Origin of the sequence: Pseudomonas sp. MYb13 (genome assembly GCF_002980075.1) — a bacterium.
Taxonomy (GTDB): Bacteria; Pseudomonadota; Gammaproteobacteria; order Pseudomonadales; family Pseudomonadaceae; genus Aquipseudomonas; species Aquipseudomonas lurida.
The window spans coordinates 104,573-131,100 of record NZ_PCQI01000007.1; the positions used below are offsets into that span (position 1 = coordinate 104,573).

At 60.5% G+C, this 26,528-nt stretch carries 23 protein-coding genes and 1 tRNA gene; 10 read left to right on the forward strand and 14 right to left on the reverse strand.

The features are described 5' to 3' along the window. The first annotated feature begins 22 nt into the window (after nucleotides 1–22). From pgsA to CQ002_RS28160, 5 genes are all read left to right on the forward strand, one after another. Nucleotides 23–583: a CDP-diacylglycerol--glycerol-3-phosphate 3-phosphatidyltransferase gene (pgsA, locus tag CQ002_RS15120; protein WP_099492790.1), complete on the forward strand. Its 561-nt coding sequence runs from the start codon at nucleotides 23–25 to the stop codon at nucleotides 581–583. 63 nt (nucleotides 584–646) lie between these two features. Then, nucleotides 647–722, forward strand: a tRNA-Gly gene (locus CQ002_RS15125). A 347-nt stretch (nucleotides 723–1,069) separates the two neighbouring features. Beyond that, a complete protein-coding gene (locus CQ002_RS15130; protein WP_034103765.1) occupies nucleotides 1,070–1,309 on the forward strand; it encodes a FeoA family protein in 240 nt (79 codons plus the stop codon). Beyond that, nucleotides 1,310–3,139 (forward strand): ferrous iron transporter B, encoded by a 1,830-nt coding sequence (locus tag CQ002_RS15135; RefSeq protein ID WP_034103767.1) that lies wholly within the window; start codon nucleotides 1,310–1,312, stop codon nucleotides 3,137–3,139. After that, entirely contained in the window at nucleotides 3,136–3,375 is a 240-nt protein-coding gene (locus CQ002_RS28160) for a FeoB-associated Cys-rich membrane protein (protein WP_122712319.1), read from the forward strand. The genes CQ002_RS15135 and CQ002_RS28160 overlap by 4 nt, the downstream gene beginning before the upstream one ends. Nucleotides 3,376–3,491: 116 nt before the next feature. Here CQ002_RS28160 and CQ002_RS15140 read toward each other — a convergent pair whose 3' ends face one another. From CQ002_RS15140 to CQ002_RS15155, 4 genes are all read right to left on the reverse strand, one after another. Then, a complete protein-coding gene (locus CQ002_RS15140) occupies nucleotides 3,492–5,270 on the reverse strand; it encodes an EAL domain-containing protein (protein WP_098466226.1) in 1,779 nt (592 codons plus the stop codon). A gap of 148 nt (nucleotides 5,271–5,418) precedes the next feature. Next, entirely contained in the window at nucleotides 5,419–5,979 is a 561-nt protein-coding gene (locus CQ002_RS15145) for a fasciclin domain-containing protein (RefSeq protein ID WP_034103771.1), read from the reverse strand. A 181-nt stretch (nucleotides 5,980–6,160) separates the two neighbouring features. Next, nucleotides 6,161–6,862: an autoinducer binding domain-containing protein gene (locus CQ002_RS15150; RefSeq protein ID WP_098466228.1), complete on the reverse strand. Its 702-nt coding sequence runs from the start codon at nucleotides 6,860–6,862 to the stop codon at nucleotides 6,161–6,163. 1,631 nt (nucleotides 6,863–8,493) lie between these two features. Then, nucleotides 8,494–8,775: a hypothetical protein gene (locus CQ002_RS15155; protein WP_034103773.1), complete on the reverse strand. Its 282-nt coding sequence runs from the start codon at nucleotides 8,773–8,775 to the stop codon at nucleotides 8,494–8,496. A gap of 412 nt (nucleotides 8,776–9,187) precedes the next feature. On the opposite strand from CQ002_RS15155, the gene CQ002_RS28330 reads away from it, so the two are divergent. After that, nucleotides 9,188–9,337 (forward strand): hypothetical protein, encoded by a 150-nt coding sequence (locus CQ002_RS28330; RefSeq protein WP_164403648.1) that lies wholly within the window; start codon nucleotides 9,188–9,190, stop codon nucleotides 9,335–9,337. A gap of 69 nt (nucleotides 9,338–9,406) precedes the next feature. Next, nucleotides 9,407–9,640, forward strand: coding sequence for a hypothetical protein (locus tag CQ002_RS15160; RefSeq protein WP_105163118.1), 234 nt, complete (start codon nucleotides 9,407–9,409; stop codon nucleotides 9,638–9,640). Between the two features lie 56 nt (nucleotides 9,641–9,696). On the opposite strand, the gene CQ002_RS15165 is transcribed toward CQ002_RS15160, so the two are convergent. Together CQ002_RS15165 and CQ002_RS15170 are read right to left on the reverse strand one after the other, a co-directional pair. Further along, a complete protein-coding gene (locus CQ002_RS15165; protein ID WP_234010476.1) occupies nucleotides 9,697–11,802 on the reverse strand; it encodes an ATP-binding protein in 2,106 nt (701 codons plus the stop codon). A 278-nt stretch (nucleotides 11,803–12,080) separates the two neighbouring features. Further along, nucleotides 12,081–12,350: a hypothetical protein gene (locus CQ002_RS15170; RefSeq protein WP_105161973.1), complete on the reverse strand. Its 270-nt coding sequence runs from the start codon at nucleotides 12,348–12,350 to the stop codon at nucleotides 12,081–12,083. A gap of 293 nt (nucleotides 12,351–12,643) precedes the next feature. On the opposite strand from CQ002_RS15170, the gene CQ002_RS15175 reads away from it, so the two are divergent. Continuing rightward, entirely contained in the window at nucleotides 12,644–13,351 is a 708-nt protein-coding gene (locus CQ002_RS15175; protein WP_069023009.1) for a TetR/AcrR family transcriptional regulator, read from the forward strand. A gap of 234 nt (nucleotides 13,352–13,585) precedes the next feature. On the opposite strand, the gene CQ002_RS15180 is transcribed toward CQ002_RS15175, so the two are convergent. Further along, nucleotides 13,586–15,622, reverse strand: a complete 2,037-nt coding sequence (locus CQ002_RS15180; RefSeq protein WP_105161974.1) for an NADH:flavin oxidoreductase — start codon at nucleotides 15,620–15,622, stop codon at nucleotides 13,586–13,588. 156 nt (nucleotides 15,623–15,778) lie between these two features. Between CQ002_RS15180 and CQ002_RS15185 the strand changes: the two genes are divergently transcribed. Then, nucleotides 15,779–16,672 carry a glycine betaine ABC transporter substrate-binding protein gene (locus tag CQ002_RS15185; protein WP_105161975.1) on the forward strand — a complete coding sequence of 298 codons (894 nt, stop codon included), beginning with the start codon at nucleotides 15,779–15,781 and terminating at the stop codon, nucleotides 16,670–16,672. Between the two features lie 84 nt (nucleotides 16,673–16,756). On the opposite strand, the gene CQ002_RS15190 is transcribed toward CQ002_RS15185, so the two are convergent. From CQ002_RS15190 to CQ002_RS15205, 4 genes are all read right to left on the reverse strand, one after another. Continuing rightward, entirely contained in the window at nucleotides 16,757–18,100 is a 1,344-nt protein-coding gene (locus tag CQ002_RS15190; RefSeq protein WP_105161976.1) for a cytochrome c, read from the reverse strand. Nucleotides 18,101–18,116: 16 nt separating this feature from the next. After that, entirely contained in the window at nucleotides 18,117–20,336 is a 2,220-nt protein-coding gene (locus CQ002_RS15195) for a molybdopterin cofactor-binding domain-containing protein (protein WP_105161977.1), read from the reverse strand. Then, nucleotides 20,336–20,791, reverse strand: a complete 456-nt coding sequence (locus CQ002_RS15200) for a (2Fe-2S)-binding protein (RefSeq protein ID WP_105161978.1) — start codon at nucleotides 20,789–20,791, stop codon at nucleotides 20,336–20,338. Before CQ002_RS15200 ends, CQ002_RS15195 begins: the two co-directional genes overlap by 1 nt. Nucleotides 20,792–20,942: 151 nt before the next feature. Continuing rightward, nucleotides 20,943–22,643, reverse strand: coding sequence for an AMP-binding protein (locus tag CQ002_RS15205; protein ID WP_105161979.1), 1,701 nt, complete (start codon nucleotides 22,641–22,643; stop codon nucleotides 20,943–20,945). A 261-nt stretch (nucleotides 22,644–22,904) separates the two neighbouring features. On the opposite strand from CQ002_RS15205, the gene CQ002_RS15210 reads away from it, so the two are divergent. Continuing rightward, nucleotides 22,905–23,681, forward strand: a complete 777-nt coding sequence (locus tag CQ002_RS15210) for an ABC transporter substrate-binding protein (RefSeq protein WP_034103792.1) — start codon at nucleotides 22,905–22,907, stop codon at nucleotides 23,679–23,681. Nucleotides 23,682–23,822: 141 nt separating this feature from the next. Here the strand turns inward: CQ002_RS15210 and CQ002_RS15215 are convergent, their stop codons facing one another. The 3 genes from CQ002_RS15215 to CQ002_RS15225 are packed head-to-tail and all read right to left on the reverse strand — an operon-like array spanning nucleotide 23,823 to nucleotide 26,523. Continuing rightward, nucleotides 23,823–24,449: a transcriptional regulator gene (locus CQ002_RS15215; RefSeq protein WP_069023021.1), complete on the reverse strand. Its 627-nt coding sequence runs from the start codon at nucleotides 24,447–24,449 to the stop codon at nucleotides 23,823–23,825. After that, entirely contained in the window at nucleotides 24,449–25,582 is a 1,134-nt protein-coding gene (locus CQ002_RS15220; RefSeq protein WP_098466235.1) for an FAD-binding oxidoreductase, read from the reverse strand. The genes CQ002_RS15215 and CQ002_RS15220 overlap by 1 nt, the downstream gene beginning before the upstream one ends. Further along, the gene (locus CQ002_RS15225) at nucleotides 25,579–26,523 is read right to left on the reverse strand and encodes an ornithine cyclodeaminase family protein (protein WP_034103798.1); all 945 of its coding nucleotides are present in this window, start codon (nucleotides 26,521–26,523) and stop codon (nucleotides 25,579–25,581) included. The genes CQ002_RS15220 and CQ002_RS15225 overlap by 4 nt, the downstream gene beginning before the upstream one ends. Between the last annotated feature and the right edge of the window lie 5 nt (nucleotides 26,524–26,528).

Sequence of the window (26,528 nt, forward strand, 5' to 3'; positions counted from 1 at the left end):
CACCTCGTAGCCAGTTGTGCCGATGAATATCCCTAATCTGATCACCGTTCTACGCGTCCTGCTTATCCCGATTTTCATTTTGTTGTTCTATTTGCCGTACGAATGGAGCTACGCGGCCTCAAGTTCCGTGTTCGCCTTCGCGGCCGCCACCGACTGGCTCGACGGCTACCTGGCCCGCCGCCTGGAACAGAGCACGCCGTTCGGTGCGTTCCTGGACCCGGTGGCCGACAAGCTGATGGTGGCCGTGGCGCTGGTCTTGCTGGTGCAGGAACACGGCAACCTGTGGCTGACCCTGCCAGCCGCGGTGATCATCGGCCGCGAGATCGTCGTCTCGGCCCTGCGCGAATGGATGGCCGAAATCGGCGCCCGCGCCCATGTCGCTGTCTCCAACATGGGCAAGTGGAAAACCGCTGCGCAAATGCTTGCGCTGGTCATCCTTCTGGCCAACCCGTCGGACTTCACCTTCTGGGTCCTGCTGGGCTACGCCTTGCTGCTTATCGCCGCCGGCCTGACTTTGTGGTCCATGCTCCAGTATCTGCGCGCCGCCTGGCCGCATCTGCGCACCACCGTGGAAAAGAAATAAAACTTTTTTGAATCAAGGGGTTGACGGGTTCTGATAATTCTATAGAATGCGCATCACCAAGACGCGGGAATAGCTCAGTTGGTAGAGCACGACCTTGCCAAGGTCGGGGTCGCGAGTTCGAGTCTCGTTTCCCGCTCCAAACACAAAGAAAAAGCCACTCAATAGAGTGGCTTTTTTTTGCCTGAAATTTAAGGAATAGACGCATCAGCGTCTTTTTTCGTATCTGCGCTAATCCACTGACATCCTGGCAATCCGGTCAGGTTGCTGCCTGCGTCGACCATGTGTGCCGTTCTTGATTGAACTCGGATAGCCAGCGGTCTTGACTCCAAATGTCGAGACCATGGCGGCACCGCCCCCTCTCTCAAACACTTCTTACCCCAGCCAGACACGCTGAAAATGAAGATATTTTCATCTGCTTGTAACTGGACTGTCCGGCACCTAGCATCGCTCAAACAGAAATCATTACCATCTTCGTTGGATGCCACTATGCGTTTGTGTGACCTGCCTCGCCGCCAAAAAGCTTGCGTAACCCATGTTGAAGGCACCGGCAACGCCGATCCGCTGAGCCAGCGCCTACAAGACATCGGCTTCGTCCCGGGTGAGCCGGTTACGGTGGTCGCGCGGGCACCTTGGGGCGGTGATCCGGTGCTTATCCAAGTGGGCGGCAGTCGGTTTGCGCTGCGCCGCAACGAAGCCCACATGATCTTCGTCGAAGTGAGCGCTTGAATGGCGACCTTGCGTTTAGCCTTGGTGGGTAATCCGAACTGTGGAAAGACCGCGCTGTTCAATCTGCTGACCGGCGCCAGGCAAAAGGTTGCCAACTATGCCGGTGCGACGGTGGAGCGCAAGGAGGGGGTGGCACGTACGGCCAGCGGGCGCACATTCAGAGTGCTGGACCTGCCGGGGACTTACAGCCTGGCCTGCGTTAGCCAGGACGAACAGGTCACCTTGAACGTGCTGCAGGGCTCGTACCCCGGCGAGGAGCGCCCCGAGTTGTTGCTGTGCGTGGTCGATGCCACCAATCTGCGCTTGCACCTGCGCTTCGTACTGGAGCTGCAACGCCTGGGATTACCGGCGGTCCTGGTCCTGAACATGGCTGACGCTGCGCGTCGCCGCAGTATTCGTATCGATACCGCTCGGCTCTCTAGCGAGCTCGGGATGCCGGTGATAGAGACGGTCGCCGTTCGCCGCGATGGCGCCGCCGCGTTGCTGAAGGCGGTGGATGGCTGCGATGACATCCAGCCGGCGCCAGCCCCGGAGCAGGGCGCCGACTTACATGCGCGCGTGCGTGACATCCTCGAGGCATGTGTGAAAACGCCTCACCTGTCCGATGAGCGTGTCGATGCGCTTGATCGATGGTTGATTCACCCGGTGGTAGGGCCGTTGGCACTGGTCACCATCATGTTTCTGGTGTTCCAGGGCGTTTACCTGATCGGTAAACCCGTCACGGACTGGATCGGTGACAGTTTCAGCGCGCTGTCCGTGCTGGCAGGCGCCTATTTGCCAGAGGGGCCGTTGCGCGGGCTGATCTGCGATGGGTTGATCAGCGGGCTGGGTACCGTACTGGGGTTCATGCCCGAGATCCTGGTGCTGTTCTTTTTCATCTTCATCCTGGAAGAGTCTGGCTATCTGCCGCGGGCCGCCTTCATTCTGGATCGACCGATGCGTGCCGTCGGCTTGACGGGTCGTTCGTTCATTCCGCTGCTGTCGAGTTTTGCCTGTGCGATTCCAGGCATCATCGCGGCGCGCAGTATCAGTGATCGATATGATCGGCTCACCACCATACTGGTGGCGCCGCTGATGACCTGTTCGGCGCGACTGCCGGTCTATGCCCTGTTGATCGGTGCGGTAATTCCAGACATCCGTGTCGGCGGCGTGTTCGGCCTTCAGGGTTTGGTGTTGCTGGGTTTGTACGGCGTGGGCATTCTCGGCGCCATGGCTGTCGGCTGGGTGTGCAAGCGCTTCAGGCCGACCACCCAGCAGCAACCCATGCTGATGATGGAACTGCCGGCCTACCGCCTGCCGCGCGCACGTGACCTGATCGTGATGTTGTGGGAGCGTGGTTACTTGTTTCTCAAGAAACTGACGGGCGTCATTCTCGCGCTCACGGTGATCATGTGGTTCATCTCGAACTTTCCGAACCCACCGGTGGGCGCAACCAACCCGGCGATTGATTACAGCTTTGCCGGTTACCTGGGGGCCACGCTCCAGCATCTGTTTGCGCCGTTGGGCTTCAACTGGCAAATCACACTGGCGCTGATTCCGGCCTTCGCCGCACGCGAAACCGCTGTCGCGACCTTGGCCACGGTGTATGCCGTGGCCAACGGCGACGATCTCACGTCGCTGACCCAAACGCTGGCCGCCCAGGTACCGCTGGCCAGCGCGTTAGCCCTGATGATGTGGTTCGCGTTCGCGCCGCAATGCATGTCCACCCTGGCGGTGATCCGCAAGGAGACCGCCAGTTGGGGGCAGGTCGCCTTGGCGTTCAGCTACATGTTTGCCGTCGCGTATGCGCTCGCGTTTATCACTTATCGAATAGCTGAGGCCGCCTTATGACACTGGGACTCATGGCTCAATACGCTGTAATCGCCGTGCTGCTGGTTGGCGCGGTGATCAGTGTGTGGCGACGCTTGGCACCGGCCAAGGCCGGAGGGTGCAACAGCGGTTGTGGTGCCTGCTCAACCGGTTGCCAACCCACTCAACGGATTGCCGTGCGCACCCTGGATGCGCCGACACTCCAAGAGACCGGACGTGATGGCAGCCCTGCTATTACGCTGCCGCCTGAAGGTTGAGCGCAGGCGCTCAAAGGGCTGATGCGGCGGGTCGCGATGTTGCCGCTGGCGACCGGCAGGTGACGATGGGCGAACGACGCATCCTACAAATGATTCAAGGCATGCATTCTCCAGGATCATGCCAACCCTTCGCCTTGGCTCCCTTGTCCCATCCAGGCCTGCAGATCCGTGGGGTTCATAGGCTTTGCAATTAAGTAGCCCTGGGCTTCAGAACACCCCCACGCGATTAAAAGGTCCAGGATTTCTTTGCTTTCTACGCCTTCGGCGACGACTCGGTAGCCGAGCCCCTTGGCCAGGCCGATGAGGGTTTTAACCAGCTGCTTGTCATTTTGGTTGGTGCCCAGCCCGCTGATCAGGGACTGGTCAATCTTGACGGTGTTGGCGGGGAGCTCTTTCAAATATGCCCAATTACTGTAGCCCGTGCCGAAATCGTCAACGGCAACCTCTATGCCCATCTGACGAACACGCTCAAGTTGCCGGATTACTTCTTCAGGGTGGGTCATCAGCATGCTTTCGGTAAATTCAAGTTCAAAGCCGGCCGGGTCCAGGCCGTAGTGCTGAATTTCATGAATCATCGCGTCTACGAAGTCGGGGCTTTCCAGATCACTGACGGTAATGTTCATCGCGATCCGCAAACGCAAGCCTTGTGCTCTCCAAACAAGGGCTTGCTGGATAATCGCGTTGAGTACCCATAAGCCAACGGAGGGTATCAGCGCCGTCTTTTCAGCCAATGGAATAAATTCGGCAGGACTGACGGTGCCGAGCAATGGATGAGTCCAACGTATCAACGCTTCTACCGAATGACACTCTCCTGAGGGCAGTTTGATTTTGGGTTGATAGACCAGGCTGAACTGCTCATTAGAGTTGACCGCCTCTGGCAACGAACTCAAGAGCCTAAAGGCACGTTGTTGAGCGGCGTCAAAATGGGGCTCATAGAGCGACCATCCGAGCTTGCGGTCACGCGCCTCATCCGCCGCGCTCACCACCAGTCGGAGCCAATCCTGCTGGCCGGAATCATGGATAGGCAGGACACCAATCCCCACTTGCATGAGGATGGGGATGCCGTGGCATTCAACCGGCTTTTTGAAGTCATTGAGAATACGTTCGCAGACCGGCTCGGTCGTTTGATCCTCTTCAAGGAGGAAGCCAAATCGCGTCGGGCTTATTTTATAAAGTAAACACTGGGCGGGCAGTAATGATTGCAAGCGCGATTTGATCGCCAGAATCAAGTCCCCCGCAAAGCTATAACCGAGGGCCTTTACAATATCATTGAGAAACTTTGGCGAGATAATATCGACTGCGTACACATGGCACGCGTGTTTGAGCTTCAATGCTTGACGTATATCCTCCTCAAGCCTGAGTCGATTGAATAGCCCTGTGGGTTGGTCTACAAAGTTGCGCGACCGCACGCCCTGTATGCGCTTCATCACCAACTCGGCGAAGCCGTTGAGCATTGCACTATCACGCGGGCTCATCGCGGGGCGGGAGACGGTGTCAATGATGCAGAGACTTCCCAGGGTAAAACCATCTTCCGTGATCAGTGGGGCGCCTGCGTAATAACGAATATACGGCGGCCCCGTGACCAACGGGTTGTCGTCAAAGCGCGTATCGAGCGTGGCGTCCAACACCTCCAACTGGGTGTTGTCCAACGTCGAGTAGGCGCAAAAAGAGACCTCTCTAGGCGTCTGGGTATCGTTGAGCCCCACGCCCGCCTTGAACCATTGCCGGTGTACATCGACGATGGAAATCAGTGCTATCGGAGCGTTGTAATGAGCAGAGACCATCTCAACGATTTTATCGAAGACATCATCGTGATCGCTGTCAGTTGGACAAAATTTCGCGACCTCTTTTAGCCGTTCAATTTCATTCGGCGGAATAGGTGCGCCTTTGCCCATGATAATCCTCAGAGTACTTGTGATCCCACGACAAGGTATCAGACAGTGCCATCATTATGATGTTGTTTTTTCTATGCCCAGGATAGAGCAAAGGCATAGTGGGCAACGGCCTCTCCCGGCGCACCTGGTTTGCCGGGAGAGGCGCGCATTACGGCATCAGCACCGCGTCGACCACATGGATGACCCCGTTGGACTGCATCACATCGGCAATGCTGATACCGGTCTTGCCGCCTTTTGCGTCGATCACCCAGAGTTTGCCCTCATGCAATTTGATCGTCAGCGACTCACCTTGAACCGTTTTCAACATGAGCGTGCCGCCGTTCTTCTTGGCCTCGGCCATCAGTTGTGCCGACGTATGCGTGCCCGGTACCACATGATAGGTCAGGATTTTCGTCAGGTCGGCCTTGTGCTCGGGTTTCACCAGTGTATCGACCGTGCCGGCCGGCAATTTTGCAAAGGCTTCGTTGGTCGGAGCAAACACAGTGAACGGGCCTTTGCTGTTCAGCGTGTCCACCAGTCCGGCTGCCTTGACTGCTGCAACGAGCGTGGTGTGGTCTTTTGAATTCACCGCGTTTTCCACAATGGTCTTGCTGGGGTACATCGCGGCCCCCCCGACCATCACGGTATCGGCGGCAAAACTGGTGGTGGCAGTGACACAAACGGCGGCGAAGCAGGCCGCTGCTGCGATTCGTTGAAGAAAGGTTTGCATGATGCATCTCCTGGGTTCTTCTGCCCTCCGGATGAGGGTAATGAATGTACGCGCAGGGCAGCAAAACGGATGCACACCGTTGGTGTTTTTTTTCTTCGGTGACCGCCGCTCTGCGGCATACGCCTGAGAAGCTGCCGCTGTCGTAGCCTTTGCGGAATCGCAGGCATGACTCAGGTGGTTTTCAGAGCAGCTTTCGCCTAGTGGCCTGTATGACCGCCGCCGTTTTGTTTCGGACCCCGAGTTTGCACATGATCCTGTGCATATGAAAACCGACAGTGCGTGCGGTGAGCGACAGGATGATGGCAATTTCTTCAGCAGTCTTGCCTTCTGCGGTCCATCGCAGCACTTCAAGTTCCTTGGCGGTCAAGCTGACCAACGGGGGGGCAACGAACAGGCTCTCGGCAAGCAGGGCATGGATTTTATGGGTCAACCACAGCATCAACCCCGCTTTTTCGTAAAAATCCTCGGGATGGATCGCCGGCAATTTGCGGGCGAAACAGAAGATGCCGGTGAGGCCATGAGGGTCATGCACTGCTTGAGAGAAGCCATGCTGCAGTCCAAACAGGCAAAGATCCTCCCACAGCCTGGGCAATGGGTTGAAGAGTGACCATGACCAAAGCATCGGCAAGACAGACGTCTTGCAATGACTGACGACGGGATTGTTTTGGTAGTCGTAGTGCTGCCTGAAGTGCTGGTTCCAAATGTCCGGAAAGCTGCTCTTCGAGAACAGTGGGGGGGCGGATGGCGTATCGCTCGACAGCAGGAGGATGGAGCAATATTCATAACCGAGTTCGGCGGCACCGAGTTGAAACGACTCGAAAATCTTGTCGTGGTTTGGGTTTGATTCTGGGCAATTCGCTTGACTGGCAGGCCGCCATCCCATGGCATTTATCCTTGTACATAAAGTTCTGGTTGAGTTGAGGGTTGTCTCTCTAATTAGAGTAGGAAAGTTCTTGAGTATTCGAAAGGTGGTAGTGGAAAAAAGTTGTCGTTGGTTATCTGTATCTGTTTTACGCACTAATGTGTATTGGTGTCATCTTGATATTGTTTAAGTGCGGTGGGTGCCTGAGGGGTCATGCAGTAAACAGCTCGTTTAATTGACGGTCGTTCATGGTGCGCAGTATTAGACCTGTTTCGTCGTAAGTGGGGTTGAGAGAGCGCAGCAAGTGCCTGGCATCGTACGTTGAATAAACATGGGCATCTCGAGGTTTAGTTTATTGCGTTTTATTCATGTTTTTCTCGTGGGGCGGCGCGGTCGGCAGTTGTAGTGTTGGAAAGTAAGGCTATCAAAGTAGTGCCTGTCCTGGAATTAATCGCCAGGAGTAAAGACGTTTAATGGTTTAAGGTGGCTCGCGTATATGTTTATTTTAAGCGGGTGTCGTGTTGCGGCTGTGGCCATCGGTGCGGAATCTTCGTCATGCTTGGCTCACGTACCTTGAGGTTTTCCCAGGCGAGCTTGTTGAAACTCAGCGTTGTGATATCCGCAGCGACGCCTTGCACGACTGCGCCAGCGAGCTGCGGGCACCCTGCTGCGATAACAGGTCCAGCGCGTGGCTGAACCTGCGCCAGCTTTGTCTCGGCGTTAATTCCTGCTGGTGATGGCGTTCGACGTACTCGCGAATACCGCGAACAGCAGGCAACGTACGGCACTTCGATCCTCGATTGACAATGAGCGGTAGTGGCGGACCAGGCGCTCCTCCTCTCGATTGAGCTGGCGGGGGCGCAGGCAGGTAGTGGAGGCGGTACGCAGTGAGGGTGTAAATGGGGTGGTTGGCATGAGCCTCGTCCTTTATGAGGTGGATAAAACGATGGGCTTCTTGCCCAGACACCTAAGGACATAGCGTTTATCGTACGAATTGGCTTGTCATTTTTCATGACCGTTGGGTTTTTCGGAAAAGTCTGTCAGTAATACTGTGCAGGGGTGTGGGATGGGTCTTGCCGAGTGGGTCAAATCAGACGACCTGCGAAGGAGGTCTTCGCCACGCTGGCGTCAATCGTCCGCGTGGCGGTGAGTAAACATGCGCCTGTCAAAATCGGTACATCTCCTTGAAGGCGCAGGTCAAATAGCGCATGGCCACGCGATCAGCTTCTGACAGTGCGCGAAAGTGCTCGACCAAGCGTGCTTCCTCATCCGAGAGGACGCGCAGCCTGCGCCTCGACCACAACACACAAATCAGCTGTGAAACCCCTTTGCTTGATGGCATGAGCCTCGTCCTCTGTTGCGAAAAAACTACTGATTATGTGGGGCGGGCGCGATCCTGCCTGGGTGTCTGGAGCAAGCTAAACAGGGGCCTTTAAGGTGAGTGTAGAAAGCGGTTTGGGCCTGCGTGAAATATTTTTTTACAGGTGTTTTTGCTGTCAAAACACGGGTTTTAGGCTGACGAAGACAGCTCCGCTTGACTATGCTTGATGGCCCCAGCGCTTGCCGCGCAGAGGGGAATAAAAAGAGCCCCGAAGAAGGGGCTCCAAGAGGTCGCGGTCAGGTGTCGAGCAGCGGCAAGCCGGCTTGAAGCGTCAGTCATCTACGGTAAACGTTACCCAGCCAGGACCCTCGGTCGATTTTTCAATTTCGGCGATCACCCCACCTACCGATGAACCGTCCGGCAGGTTGACCGCGACAAAGTTGGGGTGGGCGGGCCACTGAAGTGGCGTGTCGAAATTCAAACGCGCAATCGTCGGCTTGCCGCTGCTGGTCAGTTGGATGTTTACCGAGTCGTTAAGGCATTCATCCGAGCGTGTTCCCAGGTGGCGAGATGCAGTGATGACACTGGCGATACCCTGATAATCATAGGACATGATGGCTGGCCTTATATGGATGAGGGGCGGACGTATCCGCATTGATTCTCCGGCAAACGCGCTGCGTTCATTCCGGCTGTTGGCGGTCTTTTGAATAGAGAGCCCCTGGCGCCGTATCGTTCCATTCAGGTGAGCGGTGCGCCCCGTCACCGCGAGTTTGAAGCGATGCAATAATTGGAATGCGCTTGCCCTGCTGTCAGGCGTGCACAGTGAATCACCTCCTCATCAAGCACAGGCAAAATCCCAATGCGATCCGCGTGTGAGCCTCCTCATACCGCTGGTCAGCCTTGAAGCGGATTTCTTGAACGTCCGGTGGGTTCCCTTGGCCAGATAAACCATGCGCTGACGAAAATTCCTTTTCGTCTTGTCTCTGGATCGCGCAATGAACACTATCGTCAGCAGGTGAACGATCATGAAAACGTTATGGATGTGCCTGGGGTTGTGCAGTGTATTCATGCTGCATGGATGCTTTGACAGCGCCGATAACACCACCAAAGACAACACCAGTGGAACCCAGTCGTCTGTGCAGATGCAAGAAGGCAAGGCGGACGACAGCAAGTGATGCGCGGTGGCCCAGGCAGTCTCGAATCGCCTGGGCCAAACCGTTTACACCAATAAAAGGGTGATCGAGATGAATTGCCTGATCTGTGTGGCAGCTGCTGATCGCGTGATGTGCAACGGCCCGTGGGAAGAACGAGACTGTCCGGACTGCGGGCGTTATCGCATCTCGGACGAGCTGATTCTTGCATTGATGGACCAGGGGCAGATTTTCGACATCGCCGGTACCCGAGCCTGGTTGGACACTGCGCGCAAGGAGACGGGGGTACCAGTGATTGAGATCCACGAGGCGTTGCTGGTGAGATAAGCGTTGAGCAGGGTACCTAAATGTCTTTTCATCCTGCAGCTAAACAGGGCGGATAGTCACGACTCGATCAACTCCCTTACCCGCGCCGTCAAGGTGTCTATCGCAAACGGTTTGGTCAACACCTGCATGCCCGGACCGAGGCTGTTGTCGCCGATGATGGTGCTTTCGGCATAGCCGGTGATGAAGAGGGTTTTCAGCGTGGGCCGCATTTCCCGGCCCGCGTCGGCCATCTGGCGACCGTTCATCCCGCCGGGCAGGCCCACATCGGTGATCAACAGATCGATATGCACATCAGAGCGCAGGATCTTGAGGCCGGTAATACTGTCACTCGCTTCGATCAGGCTGTAGTCGAGGCCGCCCAGCACATCCATCAACAGTGTGCGCACGCTGGGTTCATCGTCCACGATCAGGATGGTCTCGCCGCGCTCGGCGGGGATCGCGCAGGCACTGCCCAGTTCGGGCGCAGCCTCAATGGCGTGCCCTTGGTAGCGCGGCAGGTAGAGGCTGATGGCAGTGCCGCGCCCGACGTGCGACGCAATCCGTGCCTGCCCGCCGGATTGCTTGGCGAACCCATAGATCATCGACAGCCCCAGCCCGGTACCCTGGCCGATGGGCTTGGTGGTAAAGAACGGATCGAACGCCTTGGCCATGACCTCGGGCGTCATGCCGGTGCCGGTGTCGCTGACGGTCAGCGTCAGGTATTCCCCTGGCGTCAAGTCATGGGCGCTGGCGGTTTCGGCATCGACCCACACAGGGGCCGTCTCGATGGTGATACGCCCACCGTGGGGCATGGCATCCCGAGCGTTGATGCACAGGTTCAACAAGGCGTTTTCCAGTTGGCTGGCGTCGACCAGTGTCAGCCATACACCGCTGACACCGAGGGTTTCGACCGTGATGCTGGGCCCCACCGTGCGTTGGATAAGCTCGCCCATGCCGTCCACCAGCACGTTCACATCAGTTGGTCGTGGGTCCAGGGTCTGGCGGCGCGAGAACGCCAGCAAACGGTGGGTCAACGCCGCCGCACGCTTGGCGGCGCCTTGCGCGGTGGTGATGTACTTGTCGACTTCCTGCCAGCGCCCTTGCGCAATGCGCAGCGCGGTCAGTTCCAACGCGCCGGAGATGCCTGCCAGCAGGTTGTTGAAGTCGTGGGCGAGACCGCCGGTCAATTGGCCGACCGCTTCCATTTTCTGCGACTGACGCAGTTTTTCTTCGGCCTGGATCAGCTCGACGGTGCGCTCGGCCACGCGTTGTTCGAGGGTTTCATTCAGGGCGCGCAGTGCGGCAGTCGCACGGTCGCGCTCGGCCTCGACAGACCGGCGACTCTCCACGTCGATGACCACGCCGGGCAGCGTCAATGGGGTGCCATCTTCGGCGAGGTCAACCCGCCCATTGGCCTCGATCCAATAATATTGACCGTCATTGCGACGCACGCGGTACTGGTGCGCATAGGCGCCACCACGGGCAATCGCCGCATGGATCGCAGTGGTCAGCCCGGCCTGGTCTTCGGGGTGCACCGACTTCATCACTTGCGCCAGGCTCAGGCCCTCATGGCCCCACGCCGGGTCTACGCCAAAGGCGCGGGCGAAGGCTTCGTCGATGCTGAAGCGGTCGCTGGGAATGTCCCAGTGCCAGGTGCCAATGATCGCGCCGGCAGCCAGCGCCAGTTGCACGCGCTCCACGTTTTGCCGTGCCACGGCCTCGCTGATGCGCAGGCGCTCTTCGGCGTTACGGCGTTCGGTGACATCGCTGAAGATGATCGCGATCTGCCGGTCACTGGGATCGCCGACGCGCACGGCGCGTACATCGAACCAACGCTTGAAGGCTTCGGCGTAGTTTTCGAAGGTCGCCGGTTCACCGGTCTTCGCTACGTGCCCGTAGGTGTCGAACCAGAATTGCTCCAGGTCTGGGGCGAACTCAGTGACCCACTTGCCGCGCAGGTCGACCCCGGCCTGGTGCTCGAAGGCCGGGTTGGCTTCGACGAACAGGTAGTCAATCGGTTGGTCATCGGCGTCGAACTTGACCTTGACGATGGCAAATGCCGATTCGACCGTCTCCAGGATCGTGCGAAAGCGTTCCTCACTCTGGCGCAGTGCGGTGTGCTCAATACGCATGCTGGACAGGTCGAGCATCGCCTGGTGATAGCCCGCCTGCGTTTCTTCCATGCAGCGCTGCGCCGCGCCAATGCCCACAGCGCCTGACAACGGGTCAATGCCTGCGCCTTCCAGCAGGGCACGCAAATGCAGGACTTGCGCCTCCAGTTCTGCACGAGTCAGGTTTTTCACTGCAGCTTCCATAGACGAGTTAGAGGAGTGACCAAGCCGCCGTATGACCGACGCCCTTGTCACAGGGTTCAATTGTTGCGGCGCACGACATCCCGACAAGTAAAGTCGGGGTTTGGGTGGCTGGCTACTCTTTCAGATGGACAGCGCGCGGGCGTGCATCATCGGTCATTGCACAGCGCTTGGCCGGACCTCGAACCTAGCGTGCTGCGCCGGATGCGCATCAGGTCCTGATACGCCTCGGTGCGTTTCGTGTCCGCCACCCGTTTTGCCTCGGTGAAACGCAGCCATGCGTCGGCAGTCGCCAGGCTGGTGCCAATGATGTCGTAGGCGTCTTTTTCCAATCGATCCGCTTCGTAGAACAGTTTGGCGTTTCTGGCGAGTTCGTCCGGGGCGAAGGGTGTCGATGCTTTACGGGTGTTCGCGGCCATGGCCTTTACCTCAAGGTCGTCGTAGGCGAGCGATGTGAAGGGCGCCGAGGGGCCGGGTTCGTAGCTCGCACAAGGACTGACACGAGCCGTTCTCGTGTCTGGGGGTCCTGCTTTATGGATAGGTAAAAGCGCACAATCGTTCAAGTTAGTGCAGGTTTGAGGTCGTTAAGCCTGCGGGGTGTTCAAGGGGCGAGCAGGGCGCACAGGGAATGTACGGCGATGTACATTCCCTGTGCGCTGCACACGTTGCGGTGTAGAGTGGCCTGTAATTCCCCGCCAAAGGTAACCCCCGGATGTCGCAAACTGTAAAACCGCGAGGCAAGGCCCAGGATTCGGGCTGGCGAGGCTCAGTCGACGTATGGCTGGACGCCGCTTACGCCGCGTTGAAAGAGTCCGGCATCGACGCTGTGCGTGTCATGCCGCTGGCCAAGCAATTGGGCTTGTCACGTACCAGCTTCTATTGGTTCTATGAAGACCGCGAGCAATTGCTTGCCGCCTTGCTGGCCCGTTGGCGCGACAAGAACACCGGCAACCTGGTGCACCAGTGCGAGCGCTACGCCGAGAGCATTTCCGAAGCCATTCTCAACGTATTCGAATGCTGGCTGAACCCGGAGCTGTTCGACTCGCAATTCGAATTCGCCGTACGCAGTTGGGCCATGCAATCGGCGGACGTCAGCGCGGAAATCGCCTTGGCCGATGACACCCGCATCAATGCCTTGGCCGGCATGTTCCGGCGCTTTGGCTACGATGACGAAGCCGCCGATGTGCGCGCCAGGACCATCTACCTCACGCAGATCGGCTACATCTCGATGAAAACAACCGAGGATGTGATCGTGCGTTTCCGGCGTATTCCCCAGTATGTGAGCGTGTTCACCGGTAAAGCGCTGAAGCGGCGCGAACTGGACCGCTTCTACGGGGCGTTCGGCTACGCCGAAACCACGCCGGGTGTATTTGTACCCTTGGCCGACACCTTTGAAGAGCCGATAACGAGCACTGAGTAAGCAAGGACGCGATCTGCCTCAAATATGGGAGCTGCTTTTTTGGCTGAAGTCGGACCACATCCAGGCTCCCACAGGGATCTGCTTTGCCGGTGGGATGTGAGCCACGACGACGCTCAACGGTGGGCGCTGTCGAGCCCCAGCGAGGCGGCGAAGGCGGCGGCACTGCTGGCCTTTCCGTCGCCTGTCCCATCGCTATCGCCGCCTCGCTAAAGCTCACCAGCTCTCAGTGGTCTTCTACAGGTCCTTGACCAACCGCAACGCATCGTAGATCGCTGCATGGGTGTTGCGTGCGGCCACCGCGTCGCCGATCCGGAACAGTTGGAAGCGACCCTGCGGGTTGGTCACGATGTTTTGCGCGTTACCGGCAATCAGATCGTGCTGCTCGACCGCGCCCCCGTTGCTGGAATGCCCACGCAGGTCGAAGTACAGGTCGTCCAGGGGAATCGTGCCGTGGTTGACCACAACCTGGTCGACCACCCGCTGCTTGTGCACCTTGCCGTAGTCACTGCCAAAGTGGGCGAGCAGCCGACCGTCGCGTTTCTCCACCGAGTCGACCCGATACGTCACGGTGAAGGTCACGTCCAGGTCCTGCAGGCTGCGCATGTAAGGCACCAGGTTCATGGCCATGACCTCGGGCGCGAACGCGCGGTCTGGAGTGACGATTTCGAGCGTGGCGCCACTCCGTGCAATCACCTCGGCCGCTTGCAGGGCGGCATGGTCGCCCGCATCGTCGAATATCAGCACGTGGCGCCCCGGTTTGACGTCGCCGGAAATGATGTCCCACGTCGAGACCACCAGCTCATTGCCCTGGGTGAGTACCTCGGTGTGCGGCATGCCGCCGGTGGCGACGATCACCACATCCGGCTCATGGGCCAGCACCGTCTCGGCTTCGGCCCAGGTGTTGAAGTGGAACCGGACGCCGAGGCGTTCACACTGGGCCATACGCCAATCGATGATGCCGATCATCTCGCGACGCCGCTCGCTCAGCGCCGTCAGGCGGATCTGGCCACCGGGCCGGTCCGCTGCTTCCAGCACGGTGACGTCGTGACCGCGCTCACCGGCGACGCGCGCTGCTTCCAGCCCGGCCGGGCCCGTGCCGATAATCAGCACTTTGCGCGTGTGCGCGGCCTTGGGAATGTCGTGGGGCATGCTGGTCTCGCGGCCAGTCGCTGGGTTGTGGATGCAATAAGCCGCGCCGCCCTGGTAGATGCGATCCAGGCAGTAATTGGCACCGACGCAGGGGCGAATGTCCTCCTCGCGCCGCTCGATGATCTTGCGCACGATATGCGGGTCGGTCATATGGGCGCGGGTCATGCCGACCATGTCCACCTTGCCCGAGGCGATGGCGTAGCGCGCGGTGGCAACGTCCGGGATTTTCGCCGCATGGAAGGTGGGGAAGCCAGTAGATGCACGAATCTCGCCGGCGAAATCCAGGTGCGGTGAATTGCGCATGCCCTGGATCGGAATCACATCGGTGAGGCCTGCATCCGTATCGATATGCCCACGCACCACGTTGAGGAAATCTACCAGCCCGCTGTCCTTGAGCATGTGCGACACCTGCAGGCCCTCGTCGGCGTTGAACCCGCCCGGTAACGCCTCGTCGCCGGTGTAGCGCACGCCCAGCAGGAAGTCTTCACCGACCCGCTGGCGAATGCCGCGCAAGATATCGAAGGTAAACCGCATGCGGTTTTCCAGTGAACCGCCGTACGGGCCGTCGAGGTCATTGGTCAGCGGCGACCAGAACTGGTCCATCAAATGCCCGTAGGCTTGCAGCTCCAGACCATCCAGGCCGGCCGCCTGCATGCGCTCGGCGGCGTCGATATAGTCCTTGATGATTCGCTCGATGTCCCAGTCTTCCATCTTCTTCGGGAAAGAGCGGTGTGAGGCTTCGCGACGGTGCGACGGCGAGACCACCGGCAACCAATCCGCCTTGTCCCAGCGCGTGCGACGGCCCAGGTGTGTCAGCTGGATCATCACGGCCGCGCCATGTTCGTGGCACTCATCCGTCAGGTCCTTCAACCAACCGACCACTTCGTCTTTATACGCCAGCACGTTGTTGAACACGGGCGGGCTGTCACGCGACACCGCAGCAGAACCGGCTGTCATGGTCAGCGCCACCCCGGCCTTGGCGCGTTCGACATGGTAGGCGCGATACAACGCCTGCGGCATGCCGTCCACCGGGTAGGCCGGTTCGTGGGCGGTGGTCATGATCCGATTGCGCAGGGTCAGGTGCTTGATCTTGTAAGGCTGCAGCAGGGGATCGCTGGACATCAGGGGGTGCTCCGTCGTGGGCAACATCAGGCTTGGCGATCTGAAATTAGGGTAAATGTACATAGGTGTCAATAATTGACGACATGCATGTACATTTTTATTGCGACAGCCTGAAGTCGTCGCTAAGATCGCCTTCACCCCCTAGGAGGACGCCTGATGAATGCTCATGTGCGCTATCGGAAAAAAGCCTGTGCCTACCTGCTCGGCCTCGCGATGGGTGCCAGTGCTGCACTGACCCATGCGGAGGAAAAACCACCGGTACGCATCGGTTGGGTGAACTGGTCCGACACGGAAATCACCGTCAAGCTCGCCAGTACCGCCTTGCAGGAACACCTCAAGCAACCGGTCAAACTGGTGATGGCCGACATCGGTATTCAGTTCCAGGCGCTGGCCAACGGCAACATCGACCTGATCCCGATGGTCTGGCTGCCCAGTACCCACAAGGCGTTCTACGACAAGTACAAGGACCGCCTGGAAGACCTCGGCGTGCTCTATGAGGGGCGCATCGGCATGGCCGTGCCCACCTCGGTGCCGGTCGCGGAAGTGGCCAGTGTGGAAGACCTGAACAAGCCCGGCATCCGCGAGAAGTTCGACGGCAAGATCTTTACGTCCGAAGTCGGCAACGGCCAGTACAAGCTCACCGTCAAGGCGATGGAAGACTACGCGTTGACGGGTTACAAGCTGGTGGGGTCCTCGGAGAGCGGCATGCTCAATGAGCTGGACCGTAACCTGAAGCGCAACAAGTGGTCACTGATCAACGCCTGGAGCCCGCACTGGATGTTCTCCAAATGGTCGCTGCGCTACCTGGATGACCCCAAGCAGATCTTCGGCGGCGCCGAGCAGATCCACGCCATGGCCCGCAAAGGCTTCAGCCAGGAGCATCCTGAAGTGGCGTACTTCTTTGCGCATTTCTCTATCCCCCAGGCCGACCTGGAAGCGCTGATGATGCAGGCGCGGGAGAGTACGGCGGACAAGGCGGTGGCCGCGTATTACGCAGCCAACAAGGCGCGGTTTGAAGGGATGTTCAATGCGGGGCTCGTCGCCCGATAAGCACAGGCGTGCACATTCAGGGACACCGTGGAAGGATTGTCGCGGTGAGCGGGGCTAGCCCGCTCACCACAGGTTCGTTTCGCTTCAGCGCATGTGCAAGATAATCGGGCTGCTGCTCGCCGGGTCGGTATGCCCGCGCAATTTGCCTACCGCCTTCGCGTCCACCGCACCGCCATTATTGCCCCAGGTGCCGCGCACGTAACTCAGCACTTCAGCGATCTCCTGGTCGGACAATTGCTCACGAAACGCTGGCATGCGGTAGGCGTCGGGTACGCCTGCCGCCACCACACGCTGCGAGCCGTTGAGGGTAATGTTGATCGCCGAGGCGCTTTCCTTGGCCAAGGCCGACGTAGCGCCGGCCAAGGGCGGCATCCATTCGGGCTGGCCTTTGCCGTCGAGGCCGTGGCAGGAGGCACAGCGGGTCGCATACGTGTGGGCGCCGGGGGCATCCTGGCTCGCGGTCACCGCCTGGTACTGCCAGGGTGTGCCGTCACGCTGCGGGTCGCCGGGCAGTGACTTGAGGTAGCGGGCGATCGCTGCCAGGTCGTGGTCCTGCATGAACTGCGTGGAGTTGTTGAACGCTTCGGTCATCGAACCGTAGACCACCGCATGGGCATTGCGCCCGGTCTTGAGGAACTGCACGATCTGCGCCTCGTCCCAGCGTCCCAACCCGGTGTTGGGGTCCTGGCGCAGGCTGGGTGCGTACCAGCCGTCGAGCAGGGCGCCAGCAAGGAACGGCGCACCGGATTCGTCCAGGGCTTTCTCGTTGAAGGCCAGCCCGCGCGGCGTGTGGCAACTGCCGCAGTGGCCGGGGCCTTGGACGATGTAGGCACCGCGGTTCCACAGCGCGTCCTGGTTCGGTTTGGCCGCATAGCTGGCGGTCGGGGCGAACACGCCGTTCCACAGCGCGATAGGCCAGCGCAGGTTGAGCGGCCATGGAATATCACTGGGGATATTCGGCTGGTTGGCCGGTTGCACGCCCTGCATGAAGAACGCGTACAGCGCTTTGATGTCGTCGTCGCTGAGTTTGACATAAGACGGGTAGGGCATGGCCGGGTACAGGCGGCGTCCACCGGGTGCCACGCCGTGGCGCACCGCACGGTCGAAGTCGGCCAAGGTGTAGGCGCCGATGCCGTGTTGCTTGTCCGGCGTGATGTTGGTGGCGTGGATCGCGCCCAGCGGCGTGGCCATTTCCAGGCCCCCGGCGAACGGCGCCTTGCCCGGCAGACTGTGGCAGGCCACGCAGTCGCTGAGGCGGGCGACGTATTCGCCACGACTGACCACGGCGGGCTCGAAGGGAGTGGCGGCCTGCGCCTGTTCGAAGGGCGTAGCAGGCTCACGGGTGACGTACCAGGCCAGCAGGCCTGCCGCAACCAGGCAGGGCAGCGCCAGCCAGCCTGCGGTTCTTGCGAATCGACGGTTGTTCATGGGCGTTTCCTGAGAGTCAGCTGAAGGTGTGTCGGCTCATTGGCAGGCTGCGAATACGCTGACCCGTCAACTGCGCCACCGCATTGGCCACGGCCGGTGCCACGGCGGGCAACGGAGGCTCGCCGATACCGCCCATCTTTTCGCCGCTCTCGACCACCCGGACATGCACTCGCGCCATCTGCGCCGGTGCCAGGATCGGATAGAGGTCGTAGTTGCGCGCCCGCGGCTTGCCATCCACGTACACCGCTTCTTCCAGCAACGTCTGGGATAAACCCAACGCCACGGCACCGTTGACTTGCGCCTCGACAATCGCCGGGTTGACGATGCTGCCCGGGTCGATGGCTTGCCAGATATCGTGCACCTTGACCTTCCCACCCTCGATGGACACCTCGGCAATGGCCGCCGTGTGCGAGCCGAACGGCGAGGCCATGGCCACGCCGCGTGCGCGCCGGGTGCCGTCCTCAGCGGTGAAGGGGCCACGCTTCCAGCCCCCGGACAGTTCACCCGCCGCCTGCAGCAAGGTCGTCAGCCGTGGGTTGTCGCGCAGCAGGTGCAGGCGCAACTCGTAGGGGTCGTGACCGCCTTTGTCCGCCAGCTCGTCGAGAAACGACTCATAGAAAAAGTCGTTGAGCGAATTGCCCACCGAGCGCCAGTAGCCGAGCATGGGCGCGCCTTTGACGTAGATCTGCGCGATGCGTTTGTTGGGGATGGCGTAGGACTTGCCCGACAGACCTTCGACGGCCGTGGGGTCGATTTTATCGCCCTGTTTACCGGCCAGGGCCTCGGTCGGACCTTCAGTGGCACTCACCGCTTCGATGGCGATCGGCAAGCCTTTGTCATCCAGCGCCGCGCGGAACTTGACCACGGCCAATGGGCGCAGCACATCGCGCAGGAACTCTTCCTCACGGCTCCAGATCAGCTTGACCGGACGGCCGACGGCCTTGGCCAGCGCAATGGCTTGCGGGTAGGGGTTGGCCGAGTCGTACAGGAAATGCCGGCCGAAAAAACCACCCAGCAAGGGCGAGTGCAGGGTGATGTTTGCAGGGTCGAGGCCGGTACGCTTGGCGATGTCGGCGCGGAACATGTCCGGTGCCTGGTTGGGCAGCCAGATCTCCAAGGTGCCGTCCGGATTGAAGCGCGCCAGCGCCGACGGCGGTTCCAGTTGGGCGTGGTTGAGGTATTGGTTGTGATAGGTCGCCTCGAGTTGGGTCTTGGCGCCTTTGAGTGCAGCGGCCACGTCACCTTCATTCTCATCGTCGCGGGCCGGGCCTTGCTGGGCGGCTAGGAAGTCACGGTGCTTGTCGCTGGAAAAGTCTGCCGGCATGACGCGTAATGTCGAGTCCGCCGCAGCTTCCTGCCAGTCGACCTGGATCGCTTCGGCCGCACGCTTGGCGTGCCACCAGCGTTCAGCCACCACCGCCACCGCACCGGGCAGCACGTGCACCGAATGCACGCCTTTCATGGCTTCGACCTGCGGTTGGTTACGCAGGCTGCCCACGGTCATGCCCAGGCGTGGCGCGTGCTGCACCGCCGCGTGGAGCATGTTGTCGACTTTCAGGTCGATGCTGTAGAGCGCCTTGCCGGTGGATTTATCGTAGGCATCCAGGCGCTTGACCGGCTTGCCGATCCAGCGGAACTGGCTAGGGTCACGCAGGGTGATGCTGGCTGGATCGGGCACCGGCATGTCCAGGGCGCGACTGGCCAGCTCACCGTAGCCCAGCGAACGGCCGGACGCCGCGTGCACCACGCGCCCTGGCTGGGTCGTCAGCTCGCTCACCGGTACGGCCAACTGTTCGGCGCCGGCCTGCAGCAGCATCGCACGGGCGAGGGCGCCCAGGCGGCGCATGGTCGGGTAGCTCATGCGCACCGACATGCTGCCGCCGGTGATGCGCATACCGTTTTCCATCACCACATAGGCTTCGCCGGGCGGGGCGGCCTCGACGATGAAGGTCGCGGGGTCGGCATCCAGTTCTTCACCGACAATCTGTGCCATGGCGGTGTGGGTGCCTTGCCCGCCTTCCATGAAGGGGCTGAGCAGGCGCACGCTGCCGTCCGGGCGAATCTCCAGAAACGCCGGCACCTGGGTGCCGCGTTCAGCGGTGGTGGCGGCTTGCACCCGGCCCGAGCCCAGTGGCAGGCCAAAACCAATCACCAGCGCCCCCACGGCGGTGCTCGCCAGAAAGCGGCGACGCGACAGGTTCACCGGGGTATCGAGCAGTTCGTTGATGAGGTTCATCAGACGCTCCCCTGCTTGGCCAGGTCGTCGACAGCCGCGTGGATGGCGTTATACGTGCCGCAGCGGCACAGGTTGATCATGGCCGCGTCGATCTGCGCCTTGCTGGGTGCCGGGGTGTGCTTGAGCAGCGCAGTAGCCGCCATCACCTGCCCGGACTGGCAGTAGCCGCATTGCGCCACTTGGCGCTCGACCCATGCCGCGACCACACGCCTGCCGACTTCATCGGTTTCGATCGCTTCGATGGTGGTGATTTCACGCCCGACCACCCCAGCCACCGGCGTGACGCAGGAGCGCACCACATTGCCATCCACCAGTACCGAGCACGCGCCGCACTGGGCCAGGCCGCAGCCGTATTTGGTGCCGGTCAGGCCCAGGTCATCGCGGATCACCCACAGCAATGGCGTGTCCGCGTCGGCATCGACCTCATAGGCCTGTTGGTTGATTCGTAATTCCATGGCTCACCTGCTGATCGACGGTAGGTGCGGCCTGTTTTAGTCATGAACGCAGTGGCCGCTTATTGTCGAACTCTAGACCAGCGCGCAAGGGCTATCTATCCATTAGTCGATAAGTCGGAGGATCAGGCAAGTATTCAACAGGATTGTGCGACTACGAATCAGCCGTTGGCCGTACGAAGTCTTCCTCGAAGTGCTCATGCTCACCCCGCGTATCACCTTGGCGTCGCAGCACCTCCATCTGGCGCAGCTCCACCCGCCGAATCTTCCCGGAAATGGTCTTGGGCAGTTCGGTGACGAACTCGATACGTCGTACCCGTTTGTAGGGCGCCAGATGCTCACGGGCGAAGGCGAGAATATGCTGGGCCAACTCAGCGCTACCCGGCTCGTCGTGGGCCAGGATCAGGAACGCCTTGGGTACGGCCAGGCGCAACGGGTCGGGGCTCGGCACCACGGCCACTTCCATGACGGCCGGGTGTTCGATCAATGCGCTTTCCAGCTCGAACGGGCTGATGCGGTAGTCGGAAGCCTTGAACACATCGTCGGCGCGACCGACGAAGGTGATGTAGCCGTCGGCGTCGATCTGCGCGGTGTCGCCGGTGCGGTAGTAACCGTCACGCATGACCTCGGCGGTTTTTTCCGGGCTGTCCTCGTAGCACAACATCAGGCCGAGCGGGCGTACGTCCAAAGGCAGGGCGACTTCGCCCTCGGTGCCGGGGTTGCCATCGGGATCAAGCAAGGCGACCTGATAGCCCGGCAACGGGCGGCCCATGGACCCCGGCTTGAGCACCTGGCCGGGGGTGTTGCCCACCAGGGCCGTGGTTTCCGATTGGCCGAAACCGTCACGCAGCGGCAGGCCCCAGGCGTGTTGGATCTGTTCGATGATTTCCGGGTTCAGCGGCTCGCCTGCGCCAACCAGTTCGCGCAGGCTCAGGCGTGCCTTGTAGCTGGCCAGGTCTTCCTGGATGAGCATGCGCCACACGGTCGGCGGCGCACACAGGCTGGTCACGCCGTAGCGTTCCAACGCACTCAGCAAGGCCGGGGCGCTGAACCGCGCGACGTTATGGATAAAGATGCACGCGCCGGCATTCCACGGCGCGAACAGGCAACTCCAGGCATGCTTGGCCCAACCTGGCGACGAGATATTCAGGTGCAGGTCGCCCGGTTGCAGGCCGATCCAGTACATCGTCGACAGGTGGCCTACCGGGTAGCTCTGATGGCTGTGCAGCACCATCTTGGGCTTGGAGGTGGTGCCCGAGGTGAAATACAGCAGCATCGGGTCGGTGGCCAGGGTGCGGCCGTCGGCTTCGAAGTGTTCGGGGTATTCAAAGGCCGCGCTGTGTGCGACCCAGCCGGAGGGTGCCGAACCCACGCAGATACGGCTGCAACCCTGCGCCAGCCCGGCGAATTTGTGCACATGCGCTTCGCCGACCACCACGTGACGAACCTGTCCGCGCTCGATGCGGTCGCGCAGGTCGTCGGGGTTCAGCAGGGCCGTGGCGGGAATGACCACGGCGCCGAGCTTGAACGCGGCGAGCATGGTGTCCCACAACGCCACATCGTTCCCGAGCATCAACAACACACGATCACCCCGGCTGACCCCGAGGGCGCGCAGGTGGTTGGCCACCTGGTTGGAGCGCGCGACCAGTTGCTGGAAGCTGTAGCGCTGCTCGCTGCCGTCTTCCTCGACGATCCACAGCGCATTCGCCGCATTGCCCTCGGCCATGGCATCGAAATAGTCCAGGGCCCAGTTGAACTCGTCCAGTTGTGGCCAGCGGAAATCCCGTACGGCGGTGGCGTAGTCGGTGCGGTGAGCGAGCAGAAAATCCCGAGCGGCCAGGAAGGGCTGGGTCATGGTGGCTGTCCTTAATTATTGTTGTGGGACTTGCCCCCGGCTGAACCCAGAGGCTGGACCGAGTATAGGCACGCATAAATCAGAGCAGAACGCTCAAAAACACCGGTGCGTTGTGCAAAAAACTCATGGGTGTCGGCTTACGAGGCGGCGTGATTGACGGTCGATACGTAAAAGTCCAATATGGAATTATAAGTACAAGATTGCCGATTCATCCTTTTCTTCACGCTTGCCAAACCAACAACAACTTGCGAGTACACGACTATGAAGAAATGCTCCCTCATCACCGCCCTGGCCTTGGGGCTGCTTGCGTCCAGCCATGTGGTGGCGGCCGAGAAAACCCTGCGCATCGGGATCGAGGCGGCTTACCCACCGTTCGCGTCCAAGACCCAGGAAGGCAAGATCGTCGGGTTCGACTACGACATCGGCAATGCGCTGTGCGCGCAGATGAAGGTCAAGTGCGTGTGGGTTGAAGGCGAGTTCGATGGTCTGATTCCGTCCCTCAAGGTCAAGAAAATCGACCTGGCCCTGTCGTCCATGACCATCAACGAAGACCGCAAGAAGTCGGTGGACTTCACCCACAAGTACTATTTCACGTCATCGCGCCTGGTGATGAAGGACGGTGCGGTGGTCGATGACCAGTACGCCAGCCTCAAGGGCAAGACGGTGGGTGTGCAGCGTGCCACCACCACGGATCGCTACGCCACCGAGGTGTTTGAACCCAAGGGAATCAACGTCAAGCGCTACAGCAATAACGAAGAAATCTACATGGACCTGGCGGCCGGGCGGCTGGATGCGATCTTCGCCGATACCATTCCCTTGAATGACTTCTTGCAGATGCCACGGGGCAAGGGCTACGCGTTTGTCGGCCCGGAACTCAAGGACCCCAAATACGTGGGCGAGGGCGCCGGGATTGCAGTGCGCAAGGGCAATACCGGGTTGGTCAGCGAGTTGAATACGGCCATTGACGGCATTCGCGCCAGTGGTGAGTACCAGAAGATTTCGCAGCAGTACTTCAAGTCTGACATCTACGGCGATTGAGAGGTACACGTGGGTGAAATGTGGGCGCGGGCTTGCTCGCGAAGGCGGGCTGACATTCAACATTGAGGTTGGCTGAACCAGCGCTTTCGCGGGCAAGCCCGCTCCCACATGTGCGCTGAAGTGATGTTCAGGCGTGAGGGTTCAGCCCTTCAGTTCTTTTAAATGCTTGTAGACCGTCGCCCGCCCCATGCCCAGCACATTGGCCACATAGTTCGACGCGCTCTTGCCCTTGAACGCCCCTTCGGCATGCAGCGCCAGCACCAGCTCACGCTTATGGTCACGGCTCAGCAGGTTGAGGCTCAATTGACGTTCGCGCATCCACGCATGCAGAAACGTGTTGATGCGCTCCTGCCAGTCATCGCGAAACAATGAGTCGGGTTGCGGGATCAGCTTGCTCGGCGACAGGAACAGATCCAGTGCCGCCTTGGCATTCTCGAACAATGAAATATTCAGGTTGATGCACAGCACCGCCAGTCGGCGGCCTTTGTGGTCGTGCAGCACGGTGCTCAGGCTACGGATTTTCTGACCGTCCCAGTTGAGCTTTTCGTAAGGGCCGATATTCACGTCGCTGACGTCATCGCTGAGCATGTCTTCCAACGCCGAGTCATCGCCGATGCTGCGCTTGGACAGGTTGTTGGCGATGTAATCGACTTTTTGCGAGCGCAGGTCATGCAGCACCGCTTCCGCGTGGGGGAAGAACAGGGTGGCGATGGCGTCGGCCATCGCACGGAAGTTCTGCATGACCGTGTCTTGTTCAGCGGTGTTCATCAATGAGGCTCCAGGCGGGCAGGGGAGAGCATACCAGCGTCCAGGCCGAACCGCGTCAATGCCTCCGGCAGCGGCGCGCCACGCACCAGTGCTGCACTGGCCTGGCCCATGGCCGGTGAGGTCTGGATACCATAGCCGCCTTGTGCCGCTACCCAGAACAGGCCGGGTATCACCGGGTCAAAACCCGACAGCAGATCACCGTCGTGGACAAAACTACGCAGGCCGGCCCAGGTGCGTGTCGGGCGGCGGATGGTCAGGGTGGTGGCCTCTTCGATCTGGTAGATACCCATGGCGATGTCCAGCTCTTCGGGTTGGATGTCCTGTGGCGCGACCGGGTCGGCGTTGGCCGGCGAGCCGAGGAACATACCGGCGTCGGGCTTCATGTAGAACGACTCGTCCAGCGCCACCAGCATCGGCCAGTGGTGGCTGTCGACGCCTTCGGGGCCGGCAAAGATAAACGCCGAACGCCGCTTCGGTTGCAAGCCGATGGACGCGGCCCCGGCGAGCCCGCCGATATGGTCGGCCCAGGCACCGGCCGCGTTGATGATGACCGGCGCAGTGCAGGTGGCGCCCTGGGTGTGCACCTGCCAAATGCCGGCGGCGTCACGGCTCAAACCGAGTACGTGGCTGTCGGTACGCACCTCGCCGCCGTTGCGGCGGATACCGCGCAGGTAGCCCTGGTGCAGGGCATCGGTGTCAATATCGCTGGCGGTAGGGTCATACAGCGCACCGTGGACTTTTTCGCGGCGCAGGATGGGCAGCCTCGCACAGGCTTCGTCGGCGCTGAGCAGTTCGACCTGCGCCACGGTGGCCTTGGCGCTCAGGTATTGGGCGTTCAACTCGGTCGCATCGCCAATGAAATCCACCGTCATCTCGCCCCGAGGCGTGAGCAATGGGTGTTCGCAGAAACCGGGCGGCGGGTTGTCGAAGAACGCACGGCTGGCCAGGGTCAGCGCACGCACCTGCGCGGTTCCGTAGGCAGCCGTATACAGTGCAGCAGAGCGCCCGGTGGAGTGGTAGGCCGGGTGGTTTTCGCGCTCCAGCACCAGCACCTTGCCGTGTTGCGACAACCAGAAACCGGTGGACGCGCCGGCAATGCCGCCGCCGATGATGATGAAGTCTGCGTGGCTCATAACTGTCTCCAGAGGGCATTGGCCAGGGCGATGTCTTCCAGGCCCAGGCCGATGGAGCGGAAGAATACGTGGCGGTCGTAGGTCGGACGCTGCACCTTTTCGCTGAGCAGTTCGGGCAGGTCGCCCACGATGGTGCGCGGGTCCCAACCGTGTTGCTCGGCGGCGATCAGCATTTCACCCGCCGAGCCCGGGGTGGTGTGGCGATAGTCGCAGAATACCTGCATTGCGTTGAGGCATTGCGGCGGTACTTCATGGGCTCGCGGGGCATTGGTGCTGATCGATGTGATCAGCGCCGGTTTGCTCAAGCGTGCCGGGTCGATCACTGGCCCGGCCGACGAGGTGCACAGCAAGATCACGTCGGCGTCTTCGACGGCCGCCTCGCCACTGGGGGTGATGACCACGCGCGGATCCAGGTGCTTGAGGTGTGCGATGGCCGAGGCAGAGGCGCTGGCCAGGCTTGGCGAGAACACGCTGATGCGCTGCCAGTCCCGCAGTTGTCTGGCGTAGTACAGGTGCGCCTGTGCCACCTTGCCACTGCCAATAATCGTCAAGCGCCGCGCGGATAACGGCGCCAACGCATCCACTGCCAGGGCCGTGGTGGCGGCAGTGCGTGCCGTGGTCAGCTCGGCGGCATCGCACAACAGCAGTGGCTGGCCGGTCTTCATCGACATAAGCAAGGTCCATGCTGTCACCAGCGGGCCTTGCTCGCGCACGATATAGGGCGACGTCTTGACCCCATACACCCCGTCCTCGGCCAGCACACCCAGGTAGTTGATGAAGTCGCCGGCGGCGTGCGGGAATGCTACCCACTGCTGTGCCGGCTGCACGGCTTGCCCAGCCGCCAGATCAAGGAACAGCTTGCGCAGGATGTGCGGCACATCGATCTGGGCGAGCAATTCGCGGGCCTGGTCCTGAGAGATCACATGAGGCGTGCTGGGCATGGGGG

What these genes read in the sequence shown, in the direction of transcription:
- pgsA (WP_099492790.1), top strand. Translation starts at nt 23, where the DNA reads ATGAATATCCCTAATCTGATCACCGTTCTACGCGTCCTGCTTATCCCG.
- CQ002_RS15130 (WP_034103765.1), top strand. Translation starts at nt 1,070, where the DNA reads ATGCGTTTGTGTGACCTGCCTCGCCGCCAAAAAGCTTGCGTAACCCAT.
- CQ002_RS15135 (WP_034103767.1), top strand. Translation starts at nt 1,310, where the DNA reads ATGGCGACCTTGCGTTTAGCCTTGGTGGGTAATCCGAACTGTGGAAAG.
- CQ002_RS28160 (WP_122712319.1), top strand. Translation starts at nt 3,136, where the DNA reads ATGACACTGGGACTCATGGCTCAATACGCTGTAATCGCCGTGCTGCTG.
- CQ002_RS15140 (WP_098466226.1), bottom strand. Translation starts at nt 5,270, where the DNA reads ATGGGCAAAGGCGCACCTATTCCGCCGAATGAAATTGAACGGCTAAAA.
- CQ002_RS15145 (WP_034103771.1), bottom strand. Translation starts at nt 5,979, where the DNA reads ATGCAAACCTTTCTTCAACGAATCGCAGCAGCGGCCTGCTTCGCCGCC.
- CQ002_RS15150 (WP_098466228.1), bottom strand. Translation starts at nt 6,862, where the DNA reads ATGGGATGGCGGCCTGCCAGTCAAGCGAATTGCCCAGAATCAAACCCA.
- CQ002_RS15155 (WP_034103773.1), bottom strand. Translation starts at nt 8,775, where the DNA reads ATGTCCTATGATTATCAGGGTATCGCCAGTGTCATCACTGCATCTCGC.
- CQ002_RS28330 (WP_164403648.1), top strand. Translation starts at nt 9,188, where the DNA reads ATGAAAACGTTATGGATGTGCCTGGGGTTGTGCAGTGTATTCATGCTG.
- CQ002_RS15160 (WP_105163118.1), top strand. Translation starts at nt 9,407, where the DNA reads ATGAATTGCCTGATCTGTGTGGCAGCTGCTGATCGCGTGATGTGCAAC.
- CQ002_RS15165 (WP_234010476.1), bottom strand. Translation starts at nt 11,802, where the DNA reads ATGGAAGAAACGCAGGCGGGCTATCACCAGGCGATGCTCGACCTGTCC.
- CQ002_RS15170 (WP_105161973.1), bottom strand. Translation starts at nt 12,350, where the DNA reads ATGGCCGCGAACACCCGTAAAGCATCGACACCCTTCGCCCCGGACGAA.
- CQ002_RS15175 (WP_069023009.1), top strand. Translation starts at nt 12,644, where the DNA reads ATGTCGCAAACTGTAAAACCGCGAGGCAAGGCCCAGGATTCGGGCTGG.
- CQ002_RS15180 (WP_105161974.1), bottom strand. Translation starts at nt 15,622, where the DNA reads ATGTCCAGCGATCCCCTGCTGCAGCCTTACAAGATCAAGCACCTGACC.
- CQ002_RS15185 (WP_105161975.1), top strand. Translation starts at nt 15,779, where the DNA reads ATGAATGCTCATGTGCGCTATCGGAAAAAAGCCTGTGCCTACCTGCTC.
- CQ002_RS15190 (WP_105161976.1), bottom strand. Translation starts at nt 18,100, where the DNA reads ATGAACAACCGTCGATTCGCAAGAACCGCAGGCTGGCTGGCGCTGCCC.
- CQ002_RS15195 (WP_105161977.1), bottom strand. Translation starts at nt 20,336, where the DNA reads ATGAACCTCATCAACGAACTGCTCGATACCCCGGTGAACCTGTCGCGT.
- CQ002_RS15200 (WP_105161978.1), bottom strand. Translation starts at nt 20,791, where the DNA reads ATGGAATTACGAATCAACCAACAGGCCTATGAGGTCGATGCCGACGCG.
- CQ002_RS15205 (WP_105161979.1), bottom strand. Translation starts at nt 22,643, where the DNA reads ATGACCCAGCCCTTCCTGGCCGCTCGGGATTTTCTGCTCGCTCACCGC.
- CQ002_RS15210 (WP_034103792.1), top strand. Translation starts at nt 22,905, where the DNA reads ATGAAGAAATGCTCCCTCATCACCGCCCTGGCCTTGGGGCTGCTTGCG.
- CQ002_RS15215 (WP_069023021.1), bottom strand. Translation starts at nt 24,449, where the DNA reads ATGAACACCGCTGAACAAGACACGGTCATGCAGAACTTCCGTGCGATG.
- CQ002_RS15220 (WP_098466235.1), bottom strand. Translation starts at nt 25,582, where the DNA reads ATGAGCCACGCAGACTTCATCATCATCGGCGGCGGCATTGCCGGCGCG.
- CQ002_RS15225 (WP_034103798.1), bottom strand. Translation starts at nt 26,523, where the DNA reads ATGCCCAGCACGCCTCATGTGATCTCTCAGGACCAGGCCCGCGAATTG.